This is a genomic window from Actinomadura macrotermitis, from assembly GCF_009604375.1.
Taxonomy (GTDB): domain Bacteria; phylum Actinomycetota; class Actinomycetes; order Streptosporangiales; family Streptosporangiaceae; genus Spirillospora; species Spirillospora macrotermitis.
In genome coordinates this window covers 1449529-1473124 of record NZ_WEGH01000003.1, presented here as the reverse complement: position 1 = coordinate 1473124, position 23596 = coordinate 1449529, and the positions used below count along the sequence as shown (strand labels likewise).

Sequence of the window (23596 nt, the reverse complement as noted above, 5' to 3'; positions counted from 1 at the left end):
CGTTCACGGGACAAAACAGAGCAGAGGGCGGGGCGTCCCGAGGGGGTTGCTCGTCGGGGCGCCCCGCGCCCTGCGGGCCCGGGCACCGCTCACGCGGCGCCGGTCATTCCTTTCCGTCGCGGCGCGGGCGCAGCAGCGCCTCGGCCAGGGCGAGCATCGTCTCCTCCAGCGTGGACAGCCGCTTCAGCACGTCCTCGTGCACCGCGGTGACCTGCTTGGTGACGTCGTCGTGCACCATGTCGACCTTGCGGCCGACCTCGTCCTGCACGTCCTCGAACCGGCCGCTCAGCGCCGCCTGCACCGCCTCGGCGCGGCGGGTCACCTCGTCCTGGACACCGTCCACGCGCTTGCCGAACTCCTCCTGGACGCCGTCGACCTGGCGCGAGACGTCCTGCTGGATGCTGCCGACCTGCTTGGTGACGTTCTCGTGCAGGCCCGCCACCTGGCGGGTGACGTCGTCGTGGATGACGTCGATGCGCTTGCTGACGTCGCTGTGCACGCCGGTGACCTGCCGGGACACCTCGTTGTGCACCGACTCCACCTGCTTGGTGACGTCCACGTGCACCGACTCGACCCGGCGGGACACGATGTCGACCTGGTTGGTGAACTCCTCCAGGGCGTCGTCGACCTTCTTGGTGACCTCCTCGTGGATGCCCTCGATGCGCTTGCGGACGTCGTCGTGCACGTCCTCGAAGCGGCGGGAGAACTCGTCCATCCGCTTGGCGACGTCGCTGTAGGCGGTCTCGGCGATCTGCGACATGGTCGCCTTGACCTCGTCCCGGTCCGGCCGCGCGCGCAGCTCCTCCACCAGCGGCTCGACCGCCTGGCCGACCCGCCGTTCCAGCGCGTCGAAGCGCTCGCTGTGGTCGAGTTGCGGGCGCTCGGCCAGCTCGGTCAGCTTGCGGTGCAGCTCGGTGATCTCCAAGGTGGCGGGCAGCTGCCCGATCCGCTCGTCGATGCGGACGAACCGGCCGTCCAGCCCCGTCAGCTTGCCCGACAGCCCCTCGAGGCGGCCATCGAGCCCGTCCAGCCTTCCGTCCAGCCCGTCCAGCCGGCCGCCGACCCCTTCGACCCGGCCGTTGACCGCCTCCAGCCCCTGCTCCACCCGCTCGGCCATCTCGCTCAGCGACTGGTCGACCCGGGTGCTGATCCCGGTGATCGAGTGCTCCAGCCGCTCGGAGTGGTGCCCGAGGTCGGCCAGCGACTTGTCCAGCCGGTTGAACCGGACCGACGCCGCCTCCATGCTGCCCTGCAGCTTGTCCAGGCGCTTGGTCATCTCCGCCATGCGCTGCGACGCCTGGTGGGTGGCGTCGGTGATGTGCTGCGCGGAGTCCAGGACGAGCTGGATGCGGTTCAGGCCCTCGTCGACGTGCTCGGAGACGACGCCGACGTCGGCCCACAGCGCCGGCAGCTCGGCGACCGGTTTGACCCGCTCGCTCACCGCGTCGAGATGCTCGGCGATGCCCTGGGCCCATTCCGGGGGCTTGCCGGTCAGCTCGTCGACCACGCCCCGGACGCCGTCCAGCTGGCCGGTGAGGCCGGTGAGCTCGCGCTCCCGCACCTCGCGTAGAAGCCACTCCATGCCTTCGAGCCGCTGGCGGATCTCGTCCAGCACCTGACCCTGTGTGCGCTGTTCATAGACGTGGTCCTGCGCCGCACGGGCGAGCAACTCCCGCATCCGGTCCGAGACCGGTTGACCCCCCGTCTGCAGGAAGTTGTGATTCGTTTCCACCCGATGCTCCTTCGTGTGCCGACGCGATGAAATGGCGCGCGGCAATGAATCGTGAAGGGCTCACTGTAGTGCGTGCAGAGCACCGCTATAAGACGGAGCAGGGAACATTACGAGTTCGGTGGAATGCGCTTGATATCCCGGAGGGGCGGGACGTGGCGATGATCCGCCGGGGTACCGGTTTCCCCGGGTTGGCGGGGGAATCGAGCATATGCGGTGATGGCGGCCGCACGTCCGGGCGGGACGGCGGCGCCAGGTGCCGATATATGGCGGCAGATCACCAGTTGGCGCGCGGCGGGATGGTCGCGGTCATGCCGGTGGCCATGATCGAATATTGCCCGCCGGGGCGCGTTCGAACCATTTCACGGTCGCATTCTGGGCGCTCACCCTCCGGCGGCGGACCCTATGTGCCGGTCGGCGCCGTGCTTTCCTGCTGAGGCGCGGATTGGCGTCGCCTATACGGCCTTGCCGGACCGCTGTAAATACTGGTCAACGCAATGCCGGAAAGCGGCTTGATTTGCGCGTCCATGGTGGGTTCCAGGGCCGGGCTTGGCGTTCGGCGCGGTCGCGAAGATCTTTGGGCTCGATCAGCGGGCCGGGCGGGCGAGCAGGGCCACCGGAGCCTCCCCGACCCGGGTCAGCACCACCGTCATCGCGGTGGCGCCGCGCGGCGCCCGGCGCGCGAAGCCGAGGTCGCGGCGCAGCTTGTCGACCTCCAGCGCCGACCCCCGCTTCTTGATCGTCAGCACGCCCACCTCGCGGCGCCGCAGCTCGGCCTTCAGCCGCTTCAGCGAGAACGGCAGCACGTCCTCGACCTCGTAGGCGGCGGCGAACGGCGTCGGGCGCAGCTCGTCGGAGGTGACGTAGGCGATGCGCGGGTCGGCCAGGCCGCCGCCCACCGCCGCCGCGACCTCGGCGACCAGATGGGCGCGGATGACGGCGCCGTCCGGTTCGTACAGGTAGCGTCCCCAGCCGCGCACGTCCGGATCGCCGAGGGCCGGGTCGGGGGTGAGGGTGGCGGTCCCGCCGGCGGTGATCAGGGTGGCGCGGCGGCGGACGTCGCCGGCCAGGCCGCCGAGCCACAGCGCCGCCTCCTTCACCTCGCCGCCGACCGAGACCCACTCGGCCTCGGCGCCGTCCGGGACGGCCTCGTGCGGGATGCCCGGCGCGACCTTCGCGCACGCCGCCGGCACCTTCCCGGCCAGGTCGAGGACGACGTCCAGCGGCGGCTCGTAGGAACGCGGGTCGAACACCCGGCCGCGGGCGGTGCGCCGGCCCGGGTCGGCGAAGACCGCGCCGAAGCCGGCCGGATCCTGCTCGGTCGCGTCGCCGACCCGGACCGACGCCAGGTCCTCCAGCCCGAAGACCGCGAGGTTCGCCCGCGCGACCTCGGCCGTCAGCGGGTCCAGCTCGACGCCCTCGCCGCGCAGGCCCGCGCGCGCACGGGCGAGCAGGTCGCCGCCGATGCCGCAGCCCAGTTCCAGTACCGGACCCGTCACGTGCGCGGCGAACCGGCGCGCCCGGTGGTCGGCCACGGCCGACCGGGTCGACTGCTCCAGCCCCGCCGGGGTGAAGAACATCCGCGCCGCGTCGTCGCCGAACTTGGCGCGGGCCCGCTCGCGCAGCCGCACCTGCGTCAGCGCGGCGGCGACCAGGCCGGCCGGATACCGCTCCCGCAGCCGCGACGCGGTGGCCAGCAGGCCGCCTTCGGTCACGTCCGCGCCGGCCGCCTCGGCGAGCACTCGCGCGCCCTCGGGTGTCAGCAGCGCGCGGAACCCCTCGATGTCCATACGCTGGACGTTAGCGACCGCCGGACCATGCCGCGGGTTGACCGTTCCCGTGTTGACGGGCTAGCGGGCGCGGCATAATGTCCATGACTGGCACTCTCCACGGTAGAGTGCCAATCAGCGCGACACAGGTTCGGTCTGGCACCCGCGACGACAGGCCGGTCCCAGGTCGCCTTCTCTGTCACATGTGCCGGACGGCCGACCAGGCCGTCCGAGGACCAATCGAAGGGGAGGTCAGATCATGACGACCGCCACCAAGGTTGTGCTCAAGCCGCTCGAGGACCGCATCGTCGTCCAGCCGCTTGAGGCCGAGACCACCACCGCGTCGGGTCTGGTGATTCCCGACACCGCCAAGGAGAAGCCCCAGGAGGGCACCGTCCTGGCCGTCGGGCCGGGCCGCGTCGACGACAAGGGCGACCGCGTGCCGCTCGACGTCGCCGTCGGCGACGTGGTGCTGTACAGCAAGTACGGCGGCACCGAGGTCAAGTACAACGGCGAGGAGTACCTCGTCCTCTCGGCCCGCGACGTCCTCGCGGTCATCGAGAAGTAATCACCCGTACGTGATGCGCCGCCCCGGCACCGCCCATCTGATGGGGGCGGGTCCGGGGCGGGTCGCGTGAAGGAGGAGTTTTTCTCATGGCCAAGATCCTGGAATTCGAAGAGGACGCCCGCCGCGCCCTCGAGCGCGGCGTCAACGCCCTCGCCGACGCCGTCAAGGTGACGATCGGCCCGCGCGGCCGCAACGTCGTCATCGACAAGAAGTTCGGCGCCCCCACCATCACCAACGACGGCGTCACCATCGCCCGCGAGGTGGAGCTGGAGGACCCCTACGAGAACCTGGGGGCCCAGCTCGCCAAGGAGGTGGCGACCAAGACCAACGACATCGCGGGTGACGGCACCACCACCGCCACCGTGCTGGCGCAGGCGCTGGTCCGCGAGGGCCTGCGCAACGTCGCCGCCGGCGCCTCGCCGCTCAGCCTGAAGCGCGGCATCGACGCCGCCGCCCAGTACGTGTCCGACCAGCTCCTGAAGTCGGCCCGCGAGGTCGAGGAGAAGGGCGAGATCGCGCACGTCGCCACCATCTCCGCGCAGGACGCCCAGATCGGCGAGCTCATCGCCGAGGCGTTCGAGAAGGTCGGCAAGGACGGCGTCATCACCGTCGAAGAGGCCCACACCATGGGCCTTGAGCTGGAGTTCACCGAGGGCCTGCAGTTCGACAAGGGCTACCTGTCGCCGCACATGGTCACCGACCCCGAGCGCATGGAGGCCGTCCTGGAGGACGCCTACGTGCTCATCGTGGACGGCAAGATCTCCAACGTGCAGGAGTTCCTGCCGGTGGCCGAGAAGGTCGCCCAGACCAAGAAGCCGCTGCTGGTCGTGGCCGAGGACGTCGAGGGCGAGGCCCTGGCGCTGCTGGTCGCCAACAAGATCCGCGGCACCTTCCTGTCGGTCGCGGTCAAGGCGCCCGGCTTCGGCGACCGCCGCAAGGCGATGCTCGGCGACATGGCCGTCCTCACCGGCGCCCAGGTCGTCAGCGAGGCCATCGGCCTCAAGCTCGACGGCGTCGGCATCGAGGACCTCGGCAAGGCCCGCCGCATCACCGTCACCAAGGACGCCACCACCATCGTCGACGGCGAGGGCGACCAGGACGAGATCGCGGGCCGGATCGGCCAGATCAAGGTCGAGATCGACAACTCCGACTCCGACTGGGACCGCGAGAAGCTGCAGGAGCGCCTGGCCAAGCTGGCCGGCGGCGTCTGCGTGCTGCGCGTCGGCGCCGCCACCGAGGTGGAGCTGAAGGAGAAGAAGCACCGCCTCGAGGACGCCATCTCGGCGACCCGCGCCGCCATCGAGGAGGGCATCGTCTCCGGCGGCGGCTCCGCGCTGGTGCACGTGGCCAAGGAGGGCTTCGACGCCCTCGGCCTCACCGGCGACGAGGCCACCGGCGCCGAGGCCGTCCGCCGCTCGCTGGTCGAGCCGCTGCGCTGGATCTCCGAGAACGCCGGCCAGGAGGGCTACGTCGTCGTCTCCAAGGTGCAGGAGCTGAAGCCGGGCCACGGCTACAACGCCGCCACCGGCGAGTACGGCGACCTGGTCGCCCAGGGCGTCATCGACCCGGTGAAGGTCACCCGCTCGGCGGTCACGAACGCGGCCTCCATCGCGGGCATGCTGCTCACCACCGAGGCCCTGGTCGTGGAGAAGCCGGAGGAGGCCGACGAGGCCGCCGCCGGCGGTCACGGCCACGGTCACGGGCACGGCCACTAGGCGTATCCGAGGGTGGCCTTCGGGGCACCTTCGTCGCGGCAGGGCCCCCGCCTTCGGGCGGGGGCCTTTGCTGTCCCTTGGGGCGGGTGCCGGGGTTTCGGTGGGGGCTTTGGGGGATTTTAGGGGGACCGTTCCGGCACTGTGACCATTCCGTTGTCACGCGTGGTGGAGACAGGCCGTAGCGCGCTGGGCATCATGCTCTACGTGACCGGTTCCTTGGGCGCAGGCTCTGTTCTCCACGACATGGCGAACCCATCACCCGACGCGGGGCGGGTGCGGCGGTTGCGGGCGGCCAAGGACGACGAGAACGACCTGCGGGAACTGACGCGGCTCGCCGTCGCCGGCGACGACGGGGCCATCGAGGTCCTCATCGGGCACATCCGCCCGATGGTGGTGCGCTACTGCCGGGCCCGGCTCGGGCGGGTGTCGGGGCAGTACCACATCGCCGACGACGTGGCGCAGGAGGTGTGCATCGCGGTGCTGTCCGCGCTGCCCCGGTACCGCGACATGGGCCGGCCCTTCGCGTCGTTCGTGTTCGGCATCGCCTCGCACAAGATCGCCGACGCGCTGCGCAGCGCGGTGCGCGCCGCGGTGCCCACCGAGGACCTGCCCGACGGGCCCGACGACCGGCCCGGCCCCGAGGAGACGGTGGTCCGCTACATCGAGGCGCAGCGCGCCCGGGACCTGCTGACCCGGCTGCCCGAGCAGCAGCGCGAGCTGGTCCTGCTGCGGGTGGTGGCCGGATTGTCGGCGGAGGAGACCGGTAATGTACTGGGCATGTCCGCGGGGGCGGTACGGGTCGCGCAGCACCGGGCCCTGGCCCGGCTCCGGGCGATGGCCAGAGAGGAGTCGATCGCTTGACGGGACGGAGCCCTGGCGCCCCGGATCCGGCCGAGCCTTCGCACTCCGGCGATGCCCCGGCCGAACCGCCGACCGATCCGGACCTGCTGCGCCGCACCGATGCGATCATCGAGGCCCTGGCGGCCCGGTCCGCCGCCACTGAGGCCGACGAGGGCGACCCGGCCGTCCAGGCGCTGCGCGCGCTGCTGGACGACGTGGACGAACCGGGCGGGCTGCGGCTGATCCCCGGCGGGGTGCCCGGCGCCCCCAAGAGCCGCCGCGGCCGCCGCACCATCGTCGCGCTCGGCATCGTCGGCGCGGTGCTGGCCACCACCGGCGTCGCGGCCGCGGGCAGCGGGATCATCGAGCAGCGCCGGCCCGCGCCGGCCGTCGCGCAGGGGACGCCCGCCGGGCCCGGCCCGAGCGCGCCGCCCGCCGAGACCGTCGTGGAACGCCCGCGGGCCAAGCCGAGGCCGGCCAAGCGCGCGGCCCGCAAGACGTCCCGGCCGAACCGCCGCAAGGCGTCCCGCAAGCCCCCCAGGGACGCCATCACCGAACTGCGGCGCCGGCTGGAGAACCTGCTCCCCACCTACCGCGGCCCCCACGGCCGCGGCCACCGGCCGCGGCTGCCCTAGCCCTCGCGCCCTTCCTCGCTGTCGATGACGCCGTCGACGTAGCCGCGGGCGTACTCCCAGCTCACGTAGTCGACGGGGTCGGGCGACAGGGCGGGCTCGTGGACGCGGGGCAGCCCCTGGTCGAGCAGGTGCCGCAGGTTGCCGTGCAGCAGGTCCCAGTCGATGTAGTGCAGCTTGCCGCAGTCGCCGCAGTCGACGGTGAGGCCGCGCACGCCGAGCGGTTCCAGCAGGGCCCGGAACACCTCCAGGTCGGCCAGGTCGGCGAGCACGTCCTCGCGCTCGGTGACACTGAGCGGGGCCGTGTCCTCGTCAGGGTCGCCGAGCGACGCCGCGGGATCGTCGGGATCCCCGGCGAACGGGTCGAGCGGGGCGTCATCGTGCACACCCCCACGCTACTGCCCCTCACCCCGCGAGGTGCACCCCCCGCTCTCTTCTGTGCGCGAACAGGCGCGGAGGGTGACCGGCGCGGGGGCGCCGGTGTCGGCAAGACCACTCCCGCGCCGGCGAGAACGGGCCACCCCGCGGGGCGGTCGCGCCTACCATGGAGGCAAGGTCGCTGTGACCTGGTCAGACGCCACCACCACGCCGGAAGGTAGCCATGAACCCCGCAGCCGAGCCCGCCAAGATCCTGCCGCCGGGCCTGACCTTCGACGATGTGCTGCTGCTGCCGGGTTATTCCGACATGCAGCCGGGGGAGGCCGACACCACGACCCGGCTGACCCGCAACATCTCCCTGCGCATCCCGCTGCTGTCGGCGGCGATGGACACCGTCACCGAGTCGCGCACCGCCGTCGCGATGGCCCGCCAGGGCGGCATCGGCGTGCTGCACCGCAACATGTCCGCCGAGGAGCAGGCCGAGCAGGCCGACCGGGTGAAGCGCTCCGAGGCCGGGATGATCACCAATCCGGTGACCTGCCTGCCCGACGCCACCCTCGCCGACGTCGAGGAGCTGTGCGGCCGCTACCGCATCTCCGGGGTGCCGGTCACCGACGTGCGCGGGGTGCTGGTCGGCATCGTCACCAACCGCGACATCCGCTTCGAGACCGACCTGACCCGGCCGGTCCGCGAGGTGATGACGCCGATGCCGCTGGTCACCGCGCCGGTCGACGTCGGCCGCGACGAGGCGTTCGCGCTGCTGGCCGCCAACAAGATCGAGAAGCTGCCGCTGGTGGACGGCGAGGGGCGGCTGCGCGGCCTGATCACCGTCAAGGACTTCACCAAGAGCGAGCAGTACCCCGACTCCACCAAGGACGCCGACGGCCGGCTGCTGGTGGCCGCCGCGGTCGGCGTCGGCGAGGACGCGTTCCGCCGCGCCCAGGCGCTGGTGGAGGCCGGCACCGACGTCATCATCGTGGACACCGCGCACGGCCACTCCAAGGGCGTCGCCGACACCATCGCCAAGATCAAGGCGAACGCGCGGGTGGACGTGGTCGGCGGCAACGTCGCCACCTACGCGGGCGCCCGGATGCTGGCCGAGGCGGGCGCCGACGGCATCAAGGTCGGCGTCGGCCCCGGCTCGATCTGCACCACCCGGGTGGTCGCCGGCGTCGGCGTCCCGCAGATCACCGCGATCTACGAGGCGGCCCGCGGCGCCCGCGAGGCGGGCGTGCCGGTGATCGGCGACGGCGGCCTGCAGTACTCCGGCGACATCGCCAAGGCGATCGTGGCGGGCGCCGACACCGTGATGCTGGGCAGCCTGCTGGCCGGCATCGAGGAGTCCCCCGGCGAGCTGATCTTCGTGCACGGCAAGCAGTACAAGTCCTACCGGGGCATGGGCTCGCTCGGCGCGATGCGCAACCGCGAGCGCGGCAAGTCCTACTCCAAGGACCGCTACGCGCAGGCCGAGGTGGCCAGCGAGGAGAAGCTGATCCCCGAGGGCGTGGAGGGCCAGGTGCCCTACCGCGGCCCGCTGGCCAACGTGGCGCACCAGCTCGTCGGCGGCCTGCACCAGTCGATGTGGTACGCCGGGGCGCGCACCATCCCCGAGCTGCAGGAGCGCGGCCAGCTCATGCAGATCACCTCGGCGGGGCTGAAGGAGAGCCACCCGCACGACATCCAGATGACGGTGGAGGCACCCAACTACCAGGGTCGCTGACCCCCGGCCGTAGGCTCTGTGGGGCTTGTTCGCCGCCGTGGCGGGAACACTCTCCATCTGTTCGTGGTGTGCGGTCGAGGAAGAGGAAGAAGCGCAGTGGCTGCTGAGGTTGAGATCGGCCGGGGCAAGAGCGGGCGCCGGGCGTACGCGTTCGACGAGATCGGCATCGTGCCGTCCCGCCGGACGCGCGACCCCGAGGAGGTCAGCGTCGCCTGGCAGATCGACGCCTACCGGTTCGGGATGCCGCTGCTGGTGGCGCCGATGGACAGCGTGGTCAGCCCGGCCACCGCGATCGCCGTCGGCAACCTCGGCGGCCTGGCGGTCCTGGACCTGGAAGGGCTGTGGACGCGCTACGAGAACCCCGAGCCGCTGCTGGCCGAGATCGCCTCGCTGGACGACGTGCGCGCCACCCAGCGGCTGCAGGAGATCTACACCGCGCCGATCAAGGAGGAGCTGATCGGGCGGCGGATCCAGCAGATCCGCGACGCCGGGGTGACCGTCGCGGCGCGGCTGTCGCCGCAGCGCACCGCGCAGTTCCACAAGGCCGTCATCGACGCCGGGGTGGACCTGTTCGTGATCCGCGGCACCACCGTGTCGGCCGAGCACGTGTCGGGCCGGGCCGAGCCGCTGAACCTCAAGCAGTTCATCTACGAGCTGGACGTGCCCGTCATCGTCGGCGGCTGCTCGACCTACACCGCGGCGCTGCACCTGATGCGCACCGGCGCGGCGGGCGTGCTGGTCGGGTTCGGCGGCGGCTCGGGGCACACCACCCGCACCGTGCTCGGCGTCGCGGTGCCGATGGCCACGGCCGTCGCCGACGTCGCCGCGGCCCGCCGCGACTACATGGACGAGTCCGGCGGCCGGTACGTGCACGTCATCGCCGACGGCGGCATGACCAACTCCGGCGACATCGCCAAGGCGTTCGCGTGCGGGTCGGACGCGGTGATGGTCGGCTCGCCGTTCGCGCGCTCCACCGAGGCGCCGGGCCGCGGCTACCACTGGGGCAGCGAGGCGCACCACGGCGACGTGCCGCGCGGCGCCCGGCTGGACCTCGGCACGATCGGCACGATGGAACAGATCCTGTACGGACCCTCACACGTCGCCGACGGTTCGATGAACCTCATCGGCGCGCTGCGCCGCGCGATGGCCACCTCGGGCTACACCGAGCTCAAGGAGTTCCAGCGTGTGCAGGTCGTGGTGGCGCCGCAGGCGCACTGAACCGCGCACCGGGTCTCACCCGCACGGGGTGGATGGTCTCTCCTTACTGTTGGGTAGGCAGTAGTCGACACCTACCCGACAGGGGGAGTTCGCGATGACGGGATCACCGGTGACCGGCCTCGGCAGCTCGCGCCTCGGGCCCGCCGAACGGGCCGCGGCGCTGGACCGGATGGCCGGCGAGGAGTTCGACGTCGTGGTGGTGGGCGCCGGCATCGTGGGTGCCGGCGCCGCGCTGGACGCGGCGACCCGGGGCCTGTCGGTGGCGGTGGTGGAGGCCCGCGACTTCGCCTCCGGCACCTCGTCGCGGTCGTCCAAGCTGATCCACGGCGGCCTGCGGTACCTGGAGCAGTACAACTTCGACCTGGTGCGCGAGGCGCTCACCGAGCGCGGGCTGCTGCTGCAGCGGATCGCGCCGCACCTGGTGCGGCCGGTGCCGTTCCTGCTGCCGACGACGCACCGGGTGTGGGAGCGCGGCTACTTCGGCGCGGGCGTCGCGCTGTACGACGCCCTGGCGTTCCAGATGGGCAGCAAGCGCGGCGTCCCGCACCACAAGCACCTGTCGCGGCGCGGCGCGCTGAAGCTGGCGCCGGCGCTGCGCAGGTCCTCCTTCACCGGCGCGATCCAGCTGTGGGACGCGCAGGTCGACGACGCCCGCTACGTCATGATGGCGCTGCGCACCGCCGCCGCCTACGGCGCGCAGATCGCCTCGCGCACCCAGTGCACCGGGTTCCTGCGCGAGGGCGAGCGGGTCACCGGGCTGCGGGTGCGCGACCTGGAGAACGGCACGACGGCCGAGGTGCGCGCCAAGCAGGTGGTGAACGCGACCGGGGTGTGGACCGACGACATCCAGGAACTGGTCGGCGGGCGCGGGCAGATCCACGTCAAGGCGTCCAAGGGCGTGCACCTGGTGGTGCCGAAGGACCGCATCCACTCGGCGACGGGGCTGCTGCTGCGCACCGAGAAGTCGGTGCTGTTCGTCATCCCGTGGGGCCGGCACTGGATCATCGGGACGACCGACACCGCGTGGGACCTGGACAAGGTGCACCCGGCGGCGTCGCGCGCCGACATCGACTACGTGCTGGAGCACGTCAACACGGTGCTGAACACCCCGCTCACGCACGAGGACGTCGAGGGCGTCTACGCGGGGCTGCGGCCGCTGCTGACGGGGGAGTCGGAGGAGACCTCCAAGCTGTCGCGCGAGCACGTGGTGGCGCACCCGGTGCCGGGCCTGGTGCTGGTGGCGGGCGGCAAGTACACCACCTACCGGGTGATGGCCAAGGACGCCATCGACGCCGTCGCGCACGGCCTGGACGGCAAGGTCGCCGAGTCGTGCACCGACCGGGTCGCGCTGGTCGGCGGGGAGGGGTTCCAGGCGATGTGGAACTCCCGGCACCGGCTGGCGGCCCGCTCCAAGGTGCACGTGGCGCGGATCGAGCACCTGCTGCGCCGCTACGGGACGCTGGTGGACGACCTGCTCGGCCTGATCGCCGAGCGGCCCGACCTGGCCAAGCCGCTCGGCGGCGCGGAGGACTACCTGCGCGCCGAGATCGTCTACGCGGCGTCGCACGAGGGCGCCCGGCACCTCAACGACGTGCTGGCCCGGCGGACCCGGATCTCGATCGAGACCTGGGACCGCGGCGTCGGCGCGGCGCAGGAGGCGGCGGACCTGATCGCGCCGGTGCTCGGCTGGTCCAAGAAGCAGCGCGACCGGGAGATCGAGTACTACCGCAAGCGGATCGAGGCCGAGCGGGCGTCGCAGGCGCAGGAGGACGACCAGGAGGCCGACGCGCGGCGGCGCGGCGCCCCCGACATCGTGCCGACGTCGGCGCCCTGACCGCGGCGCCCTGACCACGGCGCCCTGACCACGGCGCCCTGACCGCGCCGCGCCCGCGCCACGGCGCCCTGACCACGAATCCCTGCGCACAGTGAGGGGACACCACAAAATGGGTCATGTGGCCTCATGTGGCTAATGACACGAATGAAAACAAAGCATCGAATGTCGGAATAGCTGGTAATCTCCTCTCTTCGATCATGGTGATCGACGGGGCGGGGAGGCTGGGTAGTGCGGCGTTTCGCAACAGTGGCCGGGGGCTTGTTCATCGCGTTGGCCGTGGCGTCGGTGGACGCCGGTACGGCCGGCGCGGCCATCGCGCAGACTCCCGGACGGGTAGCTCCGGCCTCGCAGACCGCCTCGGCGCAGCAGGCCGTGGGGGTCCGGCTCGCCTCCTCGGTCCGGCTCGCCGCCAAGCCGAAGAAGAAAAAGAAGAAGAAGGCCAAGAAGCGCAAGCGCTACTACGTCAAGCAGGGCGCCCGCTTCAACCTGCCCACCGGCAACACCCAGCAGGCCGGCGCGATCGACCTGTATCTCAAGAAGCTCATCCGGCACGCGCCGAAGGGCTCGGAGATCGACGTCTCGCTGTTCCGGCTGCAGACCGCCGGCATGGCCAAAGAGCTGGTGCGCGCGCAGAAGCGCAAGGTGAAGGTCCGGATCGTCCTCGACTCCGACTCCCTGAACAGCCGGCCGGGCGTCTACAACTACCTGAAGCGCCACCTGGGCGCCGACACCCGCAAGCCGTCGTGGGTGCTGCTGTGCGGCAAGAACCGCGGCTGCATCGCGCCGTCGGTGCAGGGCCAGTGGAGCAAGAACCACAACAAGTTCTACGCCTTCTCCCACACCTACGACTCGCGCAAGGTCGTCGTGCAGACCTCCGGCAACGCGACCGGCGGCATGTACAACCAGTACAACGATGCCTACACCGCCACCGGCAAGCTGTACGACGCCTACCGGCGCTACTTCTATGACCTGGCCAAGCGGCGCCCGAACCCCGACTACTGGCGGACGTCCACTTACGGCAACCGCGCCGTCAGCCACTTCCCGAAGGCCTCCGGGGACCCGGTGGCCGACATCCTGGACCGCGTGCGCTGCACTCCCGGCACCAAGATCCGGCTGTCCAGCGGCATGTTCACCCGGTACGGCGTCGCCAGCCGGCTCTTCAAGCTCGACGAGGCCGGCTGCGAGGTGCGGATCGTCAGCGGGTCGCTCGGGGAGAGCACCACCAAGGCGCTGACCAAGCCCCATGGCAAGAACAACGGCCCGGACGTGCACTACTTCGTCGGCGCCCAGCCCAAGCGGGCGCACTCCAAGTACCTGCTCATCCAGGGCACCTACCAGGGCCGGTACCGCCGGCTGGTCTTCACCGGCAGCCACAGCTACACCGTCGACGCGCTGCGCCACAACGACGAGTCGATGCTGACCCTGGACGAGCGTGCGACGTTCGACGCCTACATGCGCAACTTCGACAGCGTGTTCGCCGCGGCCAAGGGCAAGCTGACCGGCAGCCCGCTCGCGCAGCCGAAGCCCGTCGACGACGACGCGAAGGACGACGACGGCGAGGCCCCGCCGACCACGCCCACCACGCCCACCACACCGACCACGCCGCCGCCGGCGCCCACCCCGACCGAGACCGCGACCCCGACCACGCCGGACGAGGGCCTGCCGCCCTCGACCGGGGACCCGGACGCGTCCCTCCCGGACGTTGACGTGGACGGTCCTCCGGACGCGGACGGCACCACCCCGCAGTAAGCGGGCGTATCGAGCACCACGGGTCCGGCCCGGCGCCATCGGCGCCGGGCCGGACCCGTTCGCGCCGGTCAGTCGGGGAGCGAGGTGCCGAGGACCAGGCGCATGCCGGTCTCGTAGAGGGCCGGGGACACCCGGTCGGGGTCCAGCAGGTGCTGGAAGGCCAGGCCGAGGTCGAGGGCCATCGCCAGGGCGGCGCGGTCGCGGGCTTCGACGGGGCCGGTCCCCGCACCGTCCGGCCCGTCGCCGTCGGGCAGGGCCGCCGCCAGGTGGTCGCGGCGTTCGGCGAACCAGTCGGCGATCCGCCATCCCGCCGCGTAGTCGCGCATGCCGTAGAGCCAGAACTCCACCAGCAGCAGCGGGCGCAGGCGCGCGCCCTCGCCCGTGACGCGGCGCTCGTAGGCCCGTCCGGCACGCTCCAAGCGCGCGCGCAGGGGGCGCGAGGTGTCGCGCAGTTCGTCGCAGACCTCGGTGCCGACGCGGTCGGCGGTGTAGCGCTCCAGCAGGGCGAGCAGCAGGTCGGACTTGCCCGCGAAGTTGGAGTAGACCGCTCCCTTGGTGAGGCCGGCGGCCGAGGCGACGTCGTCCAGCGAGGCGCCGTGGATGCCGCGTTCGGCCCACAGCCGTTCGGCCGCGCGCAGCAGCGCGGTCCTGGTGCGCTCCCGCCGTTCCTGCCTGCTGCCGCCCTTGGGGGCGGCGACCGGGCGGCCGCCGCCGTTGTGCCCTGTACCGCCGTGCCTCGGACCACCGGGTCCGAGGCCGCTGCGGGCGTTGATCATGGGGCTCCCTCCGTCACGGCGCCGGGCCCGCCGGGACGGGCCCGGGCGGGCGGCAGCGGACACCCGGGGCCGTCATGGCGGGGCTCGGCGCCCTCGACTCCTCCTGTATCCGGAATACACCGGAAGGGCGTGGTCGATCCCCCGGTTCGGCAACTCGGTGCGGCTGGAACGGTCCCATGTGCCCGGGGGCCGGAGCCGGGCGACGAAAAAGTGACGAGAGTGTGGCCAATCACCGCAAGTAGGTCATTACCAACGGGTAGCGAGTGGTGGCCGCCTGGTCATAGTCTGCGTGCATGGCAACTCCGACCCCCACCCAAGGCGCTGCGGAGCACCGGCTCCCCCAGAACGTGATCGAGCAGCTCGTCTCCCACATCGCCTCCGGCGGGTCGGAGACCACCACGATCCCGGCGCCCTTCACCGGCGAGCCCCTGGCCACCCTTCCCGTCTCCACGGCGGACGACGTCAAGGCCGCCTACGAGCGCGCGCGCGAGGCGCAGCGCGCCTGGGCCGCCCGGCCCGTCTCCGAGCGCGCCAAGCCGTTCCTGCGCCTCGCCGAGGCCCTGGTCGACCGCCGCGACGAGATCCTCGACCTCATCCAGCTGGAGACGGGCAAGGCCCGCCGCCACGCGATGGAGGAGTTCCTGGACGTCGCGCTCTGCTCGCTCTACTACGCGCGCCGCGCCGACAAGATGCTGAAGCCGAAGCGCCGCCAGGGCATGATGCCCGGCCTCACCCGGGTGCGCGAGCTGCGGCACCCGAAGGGCGTCGTCGCGCTGATCTCGCCGTGGAACTACCCGTTCGCGCTCGGCGCCAGCGACATCGTCCCGGCGCTGCTGGCCGGCAACACCGTCATCCACAAGCCCGACACCCAGACCTGCCTGTCCAGCCTGTGGGTGCTGGACCTGCTGACCGCGCTCGGCCTGCCCAAGGACGTGTGGCAGATCGTCGTCGGCGAGCCCGCCGAGATCGGCGACCCGCTGCTGGAGGAGGCCGACTACGTCTCCTTCACCGGCTCCACCCGCGGCGGCAAGGCGATCGCCGCCAAGGTCGCGCCGCGCCTGGTGAACTACTCGCTGGAGCTCGGCGGCAAGAACCCGATGATCGTGCTGGCGGACGCCGACGTCGAGCGCGCCGCGCGCGGCGCGCTGCGCGCCTGCTTCACCAACGCCGGCCAGCTGTGCATCTCCATCGAGCGGCTGTACGTGCACGAGGACGTCTACGACCGCTTCGTGCCGCGGTTCGCCGAGCTGACCCGGGCGATGAAGCTCGGCGCCGGCCTGGACTTCGACGCCGACATGGGCTCGATGACCTACGCCCGGCAGCTGGCCGCCGTCACCGCCCACGTCGACCAGGCCGTCGCGGCCGGCGCGACCGTGCTGGCGGGCGGCAAGGCCCGGCCCGACGTCGGCCCGCAGTTCTTCGAGCCGACCGTGCTGGAGAACGTCACCACCGACATGGACCTGTGCGCCAGTGAGACGTTCGGCCCCGTGGTGTCGGTCTACAGGTTCCGCGACGAGGACGAGGTCATCGCCCGCGCCAACGACACCGAGTACGGCCTGAACGCCTCGGTGTGGACCAAGGACGTCGCCCGCGGCCGCCGCGTCGCCGCCCGCCTGCAGGCCGGCACCGTCAACATCAACGACGGCTACGGCGCCGCCTACGCCTCCTACGACGCGCCGATGGGCGGCTTCAAGCAGTCCGGCGTCGGCCGCCGGCACGGCACCGAGGGCCTGCTGAAGTTCACCGAGGTGCAGACCGTGGCCAGCCAGCACCTGATGGACCTGGAGCCCCCCGGCTCCATGGGCTACGAGAAGTTCGCCGACCTCATGGCCACCGGCATCAAGACGATGAAGAAGCTCCGGATCAAGTAGGCGGGCGGCGGACATGACCTTCGACTACGACGTGCTGGTCGTCGGCTCGGGCTTCGGCGGCAGCGTCTCGGCGCTCCGGCTGACCGAGAAGGGGTACAAGGTCGGGGTGATCGAGGCGGGGCGCCGCTTCGACACCGCCCCGTCGGCCGGCCCGGGCGCCCGCTACCCCGAGCTGCCGAAGACCAACTGGCGGGTGTCGCGCTACATGTGGGCGCCCGCCCTCGGCCTCACCGGCATCCAGCGCATCCACCTGATCCGCGGCGCCAAGGGCAGCCGCGTCATGGTGATGGCGGGCGCCGGCGTCGGCGGCGGGTCGCTCAACTACGCCAACACCCTGTACGTGCCGCCGGAGCCGTTCTTCAAGGACCGGCAGTGGGCGCACATCACCGACTGGCAGGCCGAGCTCGCGCCGTACTACGACCAGGCCAAGCGGATGCTCGGCGTGGTGCAGAACCCGACGACGACCGCGGCCGACGAGGTCATCAAGAAGGTCGCCGACCGGATGGGCAAGGGCGGCACGTTCGTCAAGACGCCGGTCGGCGTGCACTTCGGCGACGGTCCCGGCGTGGAGTCCGCCGACCCCTACTTCGGCGGGGCCGGGCCGCGCCGCCGCGGCTGCCTGGAGTGCGGCGAGTGCATGGTCGGCTGCCGGCACGGCGCCAAGAACATGCTCACCGAGAACTACCTGTACCTGGCCGAGAAGGCCGGCGCCCGCATCATGCCGCTCAGCCGCGTCACCCAGGTGACGCCGCTGGCGGGCGGCGGGTACGAGGTGGAGATCGTGCGGACCGGCTCGTTCGGCCGCAACCGCAAGACCTTCACCAGCGAGCACGTCGTCTTCGCGGCCGGCACCTACGGCACCCAGAAGCTGCTGCACAAGCTGAAGAGCACCGGCCGGCTGCCGCGCGTCTCCGACCGGCTCGGCGCGCTCACCCGCACCAACTCCGAGGCGATCCTCGGCGCGGGCCGCCGCCACGGCGTGCCGGGACCGGACTACTCCAAGGGCGTGGCGATCACCTCCTCGTTCCACCCGACGCCCGACACCCACATCGAGCCCGTCCGCTACGGCAAGGGCTCCAACCTGCTGGCGGGGCTGCAGACCCTGCTGGTGGACGGCGACCGCCCCGGCGAGAAGCACCGGCCGCGCTGGGCCAAGTTCCTCGGCGAGGTCGCCCGCAAACCGCAGGACCTGGTGCAGCTGTTCGACGTGCGCACCTGGTCCGAGCGGACCGTTATCGCCCTGGTCATGCAGTCCCGCGACAACTCGATCACGCTGAAGCCCAAGCGCGGCCCGCTCGGCTGGGACGTGCGCGCGACCGAGGGCCACGGCGAGCCGAACCCGACCTGGCTGCCCGACGGGCACGAGGCGACCCGGCTGATCGCCGAGGAGATCGGCGGCGTGGCCGGCGGGACGTGGGGCGACCTGTTCGACGTGCCGATGACGGCGCACTTCCTCGGCGGGTGCGCCATCTCCGACACCCCCGAGCGCGGCGTCATCGACCCCTACCACCGCGTCTTCGGCCACCCCGGCCTGCACGTGGTGGACGGCTCGGCGGTGTCGGCCAACCTCGGCGTCAACCCGTCGCTGACGATCACCGCGCAGGCCGAGCGGGCCCTCTCGCTGTGGCCGAACAAGGGCGAGCCGGACCAGCGCCCCGCGCTCGGCGAGGCGTACCGGCGGCTGGAGCCGGTCGCGCCGAAGAACCCCGCCGTCCCGGCCGAGGCCCCCGGCGCGCTGCGGCTGCCGATCGTCGGCATCAGCTGACCCGGTCCCTCCTTCCCCTGGCCTACCCTTTCCTAAGCCCGGCCCGCCGGGCTTAGGAAAGGGAGCCTGTGGACAACGCCGACCTGCGCGGGGACTGCGCGAACTGCTTCGGCCTCTGCTGCGTCGTGCCGGCCTTCGCCGCGTCGGCGGACTTCGCCATCGACAAGCCCGCCCGCACGCCCTGCCCGAACCTGCTGGCCGACTCGCGCTGCGGCATCCACACCGGGCTGCGCGGGCGGGGCTTCACCGGCTGCACCGTCTACGACTGCTTCGGCGCCGGGCAAAAGGTCTCCCAGGTCACCTTCGGCGGCCGCGACTGGCGGGACGACCCCGGCACCGCGCGCCGCATGTTCGACGTCTTCCCCGTCATGCGGGACCTGCACGAGCTGCTCTACTACGCCACCGAGGCCCTCGCGGCCGTGCCCGCGCTGCGCGCGGAGCTGACCGCCGTCCGCGACGAGACCGAGGCGCTGACCCGGCTGTCCCCGGACGAGCTGTCGGCGCTGGACGTGGCGTCCCACCACCGCAAGGTCAACGCGCTGCTGCTGCGCGCGAGCGAGGCCGTCCGGGGCCGGGTGCGGGGGAAGAAGAAGGACCACCGGGGCGCCGACCTGATGGGGGCGCGGCTGAAGGGCGCGAACCTGCGCGGGGCCGGCCTCCGCGGCGCCTACCTGATCGGGGCCGACCTGCGGGGCGCGGACCTGCGGGACGCCGACCTCATCGGCGCCGACCTGCGCGGGGCGGACCTGCGGGGCGCCGACCTGACCGGGGCGATCTTCCTGGTCCAGTCGCAGCTGGACGCGGCGCGGGGCGACGCCACCACGAAGGTGACGCCGCCCCTCGTGCTTCCCGACCACTGGCACCCCGGGCACTGGTCCTAGGTCAGGCGCGGTAGGCCGCCCACTGCTCGCGCATGCGCTGCGCCTGTCCCTTGGTGAACTGGTACATGCACGAGTCGTAGGAGTAGTCCATGAAGTTGTGGATCGGGTCCGTGCCGGGCGCCGGGCAGGTGTCGCGGCCGGCCGGGCAGCCCGATGCGGGGCTCTCCTCCTCCGGGGTGTCGGCGACGCGGTCGCCGGCGGTCCCGCAGCCGTCCTGGAAGGTGTGGTAGAGCCCCATCCAGTGGCCGACCTCGTGGGTGGCGGTGTCGCCCTCGTTGTAGTTGGCGATCGTCCCGCCGGGCAGGCTCTGGTAGTGCACGACGACGCCGTCGAGCCTGGGCGCCGAGGCGTAGTCGCTCGGGAACGTCGCCCAGCCGAGCAGCTGGTCGCCGAGGTCGGCGGTGTAGAGGTTCAGGTCGGCCTTGCCGCCCTGGCGCAGCGCCCTCTTCATCGCGGCCTCGTTGCCCTCGGGGTCGGCGAACCAGGCGGGGTTGTTCGTCCGCCTGATCGACGCGGGCACCATGTAGATGCGGTGCTTGGCGAAGCCCTTGTTCATGACGGCGAGCTGCCGCAGGAGCTGCGACGCCGGGACGTTGCCGGCCGCGCCGTCGTGCACGACCTGGAAGTGCACGCGGACGACCAGCGGCTTCGTCGGGTCGGTGCGGGCGGCGCGCAGCGCCTTGGCCTTCCTGGCGAAGTCCTTCTCCATCGCGGCGGCCTTGGCGGCGCTCGGCTGGTTGCGTTCGACGGTGCCCGTCCCGGCGCGCACCCGGGCGTTCTGCGCGGCGCAGGCCGTGGCGGCGGGAGTGGCGGTGGCGGGGCCCGTGGTGGGCGCGGCCGCGGTGACGGCGATGAGCAATCCGGTGGCGGCGATGACGATCCGGACTCGTTTCACAGGACTCCTCGGGAGCGATGGAAGATCCGAAACCTGCTGCATCCTGCCTACGCCCCGACGAATCGTGCAACTACCGTCAAACTGCGCATGTCGGGCTACGTCCGATCGCGGGCGACACCGGCGTACCTTTGCTCCCATGAACGTCGCGGAGGAGGCCGCCCGCATCGAGGCGGAGCTGCGGGCGCTGGGCGATCCGGTCCGCGCCGAGAACGAGAAACGCTATCTGAAGAGCGATTTCTCCCACTTCGGAGTGCCTCTTCCTGTGCTGCGCAAGGCGGCCCTGTCCGCCGTCCGCACCCGGCCCGGCCGGACCGACCTGCTCGCCCTCGCGACCGCGCTGTGGGCGGTGACCGATGACGGCCGCCCGGTGCACGAGACCCGGATGGCCGCCATCGAGCTGCTCGTCCGCCGCGCCGAGGTGCTGGAGGCCGCCGACCTCGCCTTCGCCGAGCGCCTCATCCGCGCCTCGGCGAGCTGGGTCTACGTCGACGGCCTCGCCGAGAAGGTCGTCGGCGCCCTGGTCGGCCGGTACCCCGAGCTCGCCCGCGACCTGGACGCCTGGGTGGACGACCCCTACCTGTGGATCCGGCGCACCGCCCTGCTGGCGCTGCTGCCCGGCGTCCGCCGGGGCGAGGCGGACCTGGCCCGCATCTCCGGCTACGGCGACCGGCTGGTGCTGGAGACCGACTTCTTCATCCGCAAGGCCCTCGGCTGGGTGCTGCGCGAGCAGTCCAAGAAGGACGCCGCCTGGGTGCGGGACTGGACGGCCGCACGGGTCGGCGTCATGTCGGGCGTCACCCTGCGCGAGGCCGTCCGCCACCTGCCCGAGGCCGACGCCGCCGCGCTGCGGGCCGCGCACCGGAGCCGCTGATGACGGCGTACCGGGGGACGGTGCTGCACTTCAGCGGCGACCCGGCGGAGGAGGAGGGCAACGTCCACCTGGTGGAGGACGGCGCGCTGCTCGTCGACCCGGCCGGGCACGTCGAAGGGGTCGCGCCCTGGGCCGCCCTCACCGCCGAACAGCGCGCGGGCGCCGTGCAGGACTTCCGCGACGACCTGATCGTGCCGGGCTTCGTCGACGCCCACGCCCACTCTGGGCAGATCGACGCGATCGCGAGCCCCGGCGGCGACCTCATGGCGTGGCTGACCAAGAGCGTCTACCCGGCCGAGATGAGGTTCCAGGACCCCGGCTACGCGCGGCGGGCGTCCGGCGCGTTCCTGGACACGATGCTCGCGGCGGGCACCACGACCGCCTGCGTGCACACCACCACCTCCAAAGAGGCGACCGGCGCGTTCTTCGCCGAGGCGCACGCCCGGAACATGCGGGTGGTGGCCGGCAAGGTGCTGATGGACGACGGCGGAGGCGCCGCCCCCGCCGGATACCTGGACGCGAGCGTCGGGCAGGCCGAGGACGACTGCCGGGAGCTGATCGAGCGCTGGCACGGCCGCGGCCGCGTCCTCTACGCCGTCACCCCGCGGTTCGGCCCCACCTCCACCGAGGGCCTGCTGCGGATGGCCGGCCGGCTCTACCAGGAGCACCCCGGGCTGTGGATGCAGAGCCACCTCGCCGAGACCCGCGACGAGGTCGACCAGGTCCTGGACCGGTTCGCCGACCTGAAGCCGCGCTCCTACCTGGACGTCTACGACCGCTGCGGGATGGTCGGGCCGCGCAGCGTGTGGGCCCACTGCGTCTGGCCCGACCACGTGTACCGGGGGACCGGCGGCGGACACGACTGGGACGTGCTGCGCGACAAGGGCGCAGGCGTCGCCTTCTGCCCCACCTCCAACCTCTTCCTCGGCAGCGGCTTGTTCCCCTTCGCCCGGACGCGCCGGGCCGGGGTGCGCGTCGGCCTCGGCACCGACATCGGCGCGGGCACGTCCTACTCGCTGCTGGCCACCGCCGCCGAGGCGTACAAGGTCGCCGCGCTGCAAGGGGAGCCGTTCGACGCGCTGCGCGGCCTCTACCTCGCCACCCGGGGCGGCGCGGAGGCGCTGTCGCTGCAGGACCGGATCGGCGGGTTCCACCCGGGCGCCGAGGCCGACTTCGCCGTGCTGGACTTCGCCGCCACCCCCGTGCTGAAGCGCCGCACGGAGGCGGCCGCGGACCTGCGCGAACGCCTGTTCGCGCTGATGGTCCTGGGGGACGAGCGGGCCGTCCGCGCGGTGTTCGTCAACGGAAGGCGGTCCACGCCCGGTGCATCCGGGCGGCCTGACCCGAGGTGAACCCCCGCATGCAGGTGTCCCACGCGTAGTCCATGAAGTTGTGGACGGGGTCGCCGCCCGCCAGCGGGCAGGTGTCCTTGCCGCCGGGGCAGCCGTTGGTCGGGTCGCGCTCGGCCGGGGTGTCGGCGACGTGGTCGCCCTGCCGGTCGCAGCCGTCCTGGAAGGTGTGGTAGAGCCCGAGCCAGTGGCCCGTCTCGTGCACCGCGCTGAACCCGCGGTCGAAGTGCGCGATCGGGCCGCCGGGCAGGCTCTGGTAGTGCACGACGACGCCGTCCATCCGCGGCGCGCCGCGGTACTTCCACGGGAAGGTGGCCCAGCCGAGCAGCTCGTCGCCCACGTTGGCGCTGTAGAGGTTCAGCGTCCCCGGGCCGCCGCGGTGCAGCCGGTTCTTGAACGCCTTCTCGTGGTTCTCCGGCTCACGGAACCAGGACCCCTCGGCGGTGCGCGTGATCTTCTTCAGGGTGAAGGAGAACCCGGTGCCGGCGCCGCCGTACCCGCCGCCGTACGCGGTGTTCAGCGCCGCGATCTGGCGCCGGATCGCGGCGTCGGAGACGTTCCCCCTGGCGCCGTCGCGCAGCACGTGGAAGTAGACCGGGATGTTGACCCTGAACCCGCGCGTGCGCAGCGCGCTCGTCAGCTGGTCCACCTGGCCGAGCTGCGTCTCGGCGAGGTCGACCTCGGCGGCCGTCAGCTCGTTCGGCTCCCGGACGCCCGGCGCCCCCGGGTGCCGCAGCCGCGCCGCGTCACAGCCCCGGGCCGGCCCCGCCGCCGCGGGCGGGGCGGTGCCGGGCGCGGCGGGCACGAGCGCGGCGGCGAGCAGGACGGCGGCGGCGAACGGCTTCACGACACTCCCCTGAGGCGACACAGAGCGTCATCAACAGGTACCAGAGCGACACCGTCTCGCGCGGCGGCTCGCCGAAACAGAGAGAGGTCCGTTACCGCCGCGTGTCGACCGCCACCGGGATCGGCGCGTCGGCGCAGGCAGGGGCACCATAGACTGGGGTTTCCGGCTCGTGTCCTGCGAAAGGCTTTG

Annotated in this window: 19 protein-coding genes; 13 read left to right on the top strand and 6 right to left on the bottom strand. The window is 72.3% G+C overall.

The genetic code is table 11. The features are described from left to right. Positions 1 to 103: 103 nt before the first annotated feature. Entirely contained in the window at positions 104 to 1732 is a 1629-nt protein-coding gene (locus tag ACRB68_RS28210) for a hypothetical protein (protein WP_328594883.1), read from the bottom strand. Positions 1733 to 2316: 584 nt separating this feature from the next. Next, positions 2317 to 3519 (bottom strand): class I SAM-dependent methyltransferase, encoded by a 1203-nt coding sequence (locus tag ACRB68_RS28205; RefSeq protein WP_153537403.1) that lies wholly within the window; start codon positions 3517 to 3519, stop codon positions 2317 to 2319. A 238-nt stretch (positions 3520 to 3757) separates the two neighbouring features. Between ACRB68_RS28205 and groES the strand changes: the two genes are divergently transcribed. The 4 genes from groES to ACRB68_RS28185 all read left to right on the top strand — a co-directional run bounded on the left by groES (position 3758) and on the right by ACRB68_RS28185 (position 7256). Continuing rightward, positions 3758 to 4066 carry a co-chaperone GroES gene (groES, locus tag ACRB68_RS28200; RefSeq protein ID WP_153537401.1) on the top strand — a complete coding sequence of 103 codons (309 nt, stop codon included), beginning with the start codon at positions 3758 to 3760 and terminating at the stop codon, positions 4064 to 4066. An 86-nt stretch (positions 4067 to 4152) separates the two neighbouring features. Then, the gene (gene groL / locus ACRB68_RS28195; RefSeq protein ID WP_153537399.1) at positions 4153 to 5781 is read left to right on the top strand and encodes a chaperonin GroEL; all 1629 of its coding nucleotides are present in this window, start codon (positions 4153 to 4155) and stop codon (positions 5779 to 5781) included. Between the two features lie 243 nt (positions 5782 to 6024). Continuing rightward, complete coding sequence (locus ACRB68_RS28190) at positions 6025 to 6642, top strand: sigma-70 family RNA polymerase sigma factor (RefSeq protein WP_153537397.1); 618 nt, start codon at positions 6025 to 6027, stop codon at positions 6640 to 6642. Further along, positions 6639 to 7256: a hypothetical protein gene (locus ACRB68_RS28185; RefSeq protein ID WP_153537395.1), complete on the top strand. Its 618-nt coding sequence runs from the start codon at positions 6639 to 6641 to the stop codon at positions 7254 to 7256. Before ACRB68_RS28190 ends, ACRB68_RS28185 begins: the two co-directional genes overlap by 4 nt. Here the strand turns inward: ACRB68_RS28185 and ACRB68_RS28180 are convergent. Further along, positions 7253 to 7639 (bottom strand): DUF5319 domain-containing protein, encoded by a 387-nt coding sequence (locus ACRB68_RS28180; protein ID WP_328594882.1) that lies wholly within the window; start codon positions 7637 to 7639, stop codon positions 7253 to 7255. The genes ACRB68_RS28185 and ACRB68_RS28180 overlap by 4 nt on opposite strands. Before the next feature lie 215 nt (positions 7640 to 7854). On the opposite strand from ACRB68_RS28180, the gene guaB reads away from it, so the two are divergent. The 4 genes from guaB (at position 7855) to ACRB68_RS28160 (ending at position 14152) form a co-directional block, all read left to right on the top strand. Continuing rightward, a complete protein-coding gene (gene guaB, locus ACRB68_RS28175; RefSeq protein WP_153537393.1) occupies positions 7855 to 9351 on the top strand; it encodes an IMP dehydrogenase in 1497 nt (498 codons plus the stop codon). Positions 9352 to 9447: 96 nt separating this feature from the next. Continuing rightward, the gene (locus ACRB68_RS28170) at positions 9448 to 10569 is read left to right on the top strand and encodes a GuaB3 family IMP dehydrogenase-related protein (RefSeq protein WP_328594881.1); all 1122 of its coding nucleotides are present in this window, start codon (positions 9448 to 9450) and stop codon (positions 10567 to 10569) included. A 94-nt stretch (positions 10570 to 10663) separates the two neighbouring features. After that, the gene (locus tag ACRB68_RS28165; RefSeq protein WP_153537391.1) at positions 10664 to 12403 is read left to right on the top strand and encodes a glycerol-3-phosphate dehydrogenase/oxidase; all 1740 of its coding nucleotides are present in this window, start codon (positions 10664 to 10666) and stop codon (positions 12401 to 12403) included. A gap of 258 nt (positions 12404 to 12661) precedes the next feature. Then, entirely contained in the window at positions 12662 to 14152 is a 1491-nt protein-coding gene (locus tag ACRB68_RS28160; RefSeq protein WP_235959915.1) for a phospholipase D-like domain-containing protein, read from the top strand. 68 nt (positions 14153 to 14220) lie between these two features. Here the strand turns inward: ACRB68_RS28160 and ACRB68_RS28155 are convergent, their stop codons facing one another. Further along, positions 14221 to 14928 (bottom strand): TetR/AcrR family transcriptional regulator, encoded by a 708-nt coding sequence (locus tag ACRB68_RS28155; RefSeq protein ID WP_153537389.1) that lies wholly within the window; start codon positions 14926 to 14928, stop codon positions 14221 to 14223. A gap of 293 nt (positions 14929 to 15221) precedes the next feature. Between ACRB68_RS28155 and ACRB68_RS28150 the strand changes: the two genes are divergently transcribed. The 3 genes from ACRB68_RS28150 (at position 15222) to ACRB68_RS28140 (ending at position 19445) form a co-directional block, all read left to right on the top strand. Next, complete coding sequence (locus tag ACRB68_RS28150) at positions 15222 to 16799, top strand: succinic semialdehyde dehydrogenase (protein WP_153537387.1); 1578 nt, start codon at positions 15222 to 15224, stop codon at positions 16797 to 16799. Between the two features lie 13 nt (positions 16800 to 16812). Next, positions 16813 to 18564 carry a GMC oxidoreductase gene (locus ACRB68_RS28145; protein WP_153537385.1) on the top strand — a complete coding sequence of 584 codons (1752 nt, stop codon included), beginning with the start codon at positions 16813 to 16815 and terminating at the stop codon, positions 18562 to 18564. Positions 18565 to 18632: 68 nt separating this feature from the next. Then, a complete protein-coding gene (locus ACRB68_RS28140) occupies positions 18633 to 19445 on the top strand; it encodes a pentapeptide repeat-containing protein (RefSeq protein ID WP_328594880.1) in 813 nt (270 codons plus the stop codon). A 1-nt stretch (position 19446) separates the two neighbouring features. Here the strand turns inward: ACRB68_RS28140 and ACRB68_RS28135 are convergent, their stop codons facing one another. Next, complete coding sequence (locus ACRB68_RS28135) at positions 19447 to 20340, bottom strand: zinc metalloprotease (protein ID WP_328594879.1); 894 nt, start codon at positions 20338 to 20340, stop codon at positions 19447 to 19449. Positions 20341 to 20476: 136 nt separating this feature from the next. Between ACRB68_RS28135 and ACRB68_RS28130 the strand changes: the two genes are divergently transcribed. Continuing rightward, positions 20477 to 21211 (top strand): DNA alkylation repair protein, encoded by a 735-nt coding sequence (locus ACRB68_RS28130; RefSeq protein WP_194293470.1) that lies wholly within the window; start codon positions 20477 to 20479, stop codon positions 21209 to 21211. Further along, positions 21211 to 22563 carry a guanine deaminase gene (gene guaD, locus ACRB68_RS28125; RefSeq protein ID WP_153537379.1) on the top strand — a complete coding sequence of 451 codons (1353 nt, stop codon included), beginning with the start codon at positions 21211 to 21213 and terminating at the stop codon, positions 22561 to 22563. The genes ACRB68_RS28130 and guaD overlap by 1 nt, the downstream gene beginning before the upstream one ends. Here the strand turns inward: guaD and ACRB68_RS28120 are convergent. Then, positions 22511 to 23407, bottom strand: coding sequence for a zinc metalloprotease (locus ACRB68_RS28120; RefSeq protein WP_328594878.1), 897 nt, complete (start codon positions 23405 to 23407; stop codon positions 22511 to 22513). The genes guaD and ACRB68_RS28120 overlap by 53 nt on opposite strands. Positions 23408 to 23596: the final 189 nt, after the last annotated feature.

Coding starts and splice junctions, on each gene's coding strand:
- ACRB68_RS28205 (WP_153537403.1), bottom strand. CDS start 3,519: ATGGACATCGAGGGGTTCCGCGCGCTGCTGACACCCGAGGGCGCGCGA.
- groES (WP_153537401.1), top strand. CDS start 3,758: ATGACGACCGCCACCAAGGTTGTGCTCAAGCCGCTCGAGGACCGCATC.
- groL (WP_153537399.1), top strand. CDS start 4,153: ATGGCCAAGATCCTGGAATTCGAAGAGGACGCCCGCCGCGCCCTCGAG.
- ACRB68_RS28190 (WP_153537397.1), top strand. CDS start 6,025: ATGGCGAACCCATCACCCGACGCGGGGCGGGTGCGGCGGTTGCGGGCG.
- guaB (WP_153537393.1), top strand. CDS start 7,855: ATGAACCCCGCAGCCGAGCCCGCCAAGATCCTGCCGCCGGGCCTGACC.
- ACRB68_RS28165 (WP_153537391.1), top strand. CDS start 10,664: ATGACGGGATCACCGGTGACCGGCCTCGGCAGCTCGCGCCTCGGGCCC.
- ACRB68_RS28155 (WP_153537389.1), bottom strand. CDS start 14,928: ATGATCAACGCCCGCAGCGGCCTCGGACCCGGTGGTCCGAGGCACGGC.
- ACRB68_RS28150 (WP_153537387.1), top strand. CDS start 15,222: ATGGCAACTCCGACCCCCACCCAAGGCGCTGCGGAGCACCGGCTCCCC.
- ACRB68_RS28145 (WP_153537385.1), top strand. CDS start 16,813: ATGACCTTCGACTACGACGTGCTGGTCGTCGGCTCGGGCTTCGGCGGC.
- ACRB68_RS28130 (WP_194293470.1), top strand. CDS start 20,477: ATGAACGTCGCGGAGGAGGCCGCCCGCATCGAGGCGGAGCTGCGGGCG.
- guaD (WP_153537379.1), top strand. CDS start 21,211: ATGACGGCGTACCGGGGGACGGTGCTGCACTTCAGCGGCGACCCGGCG.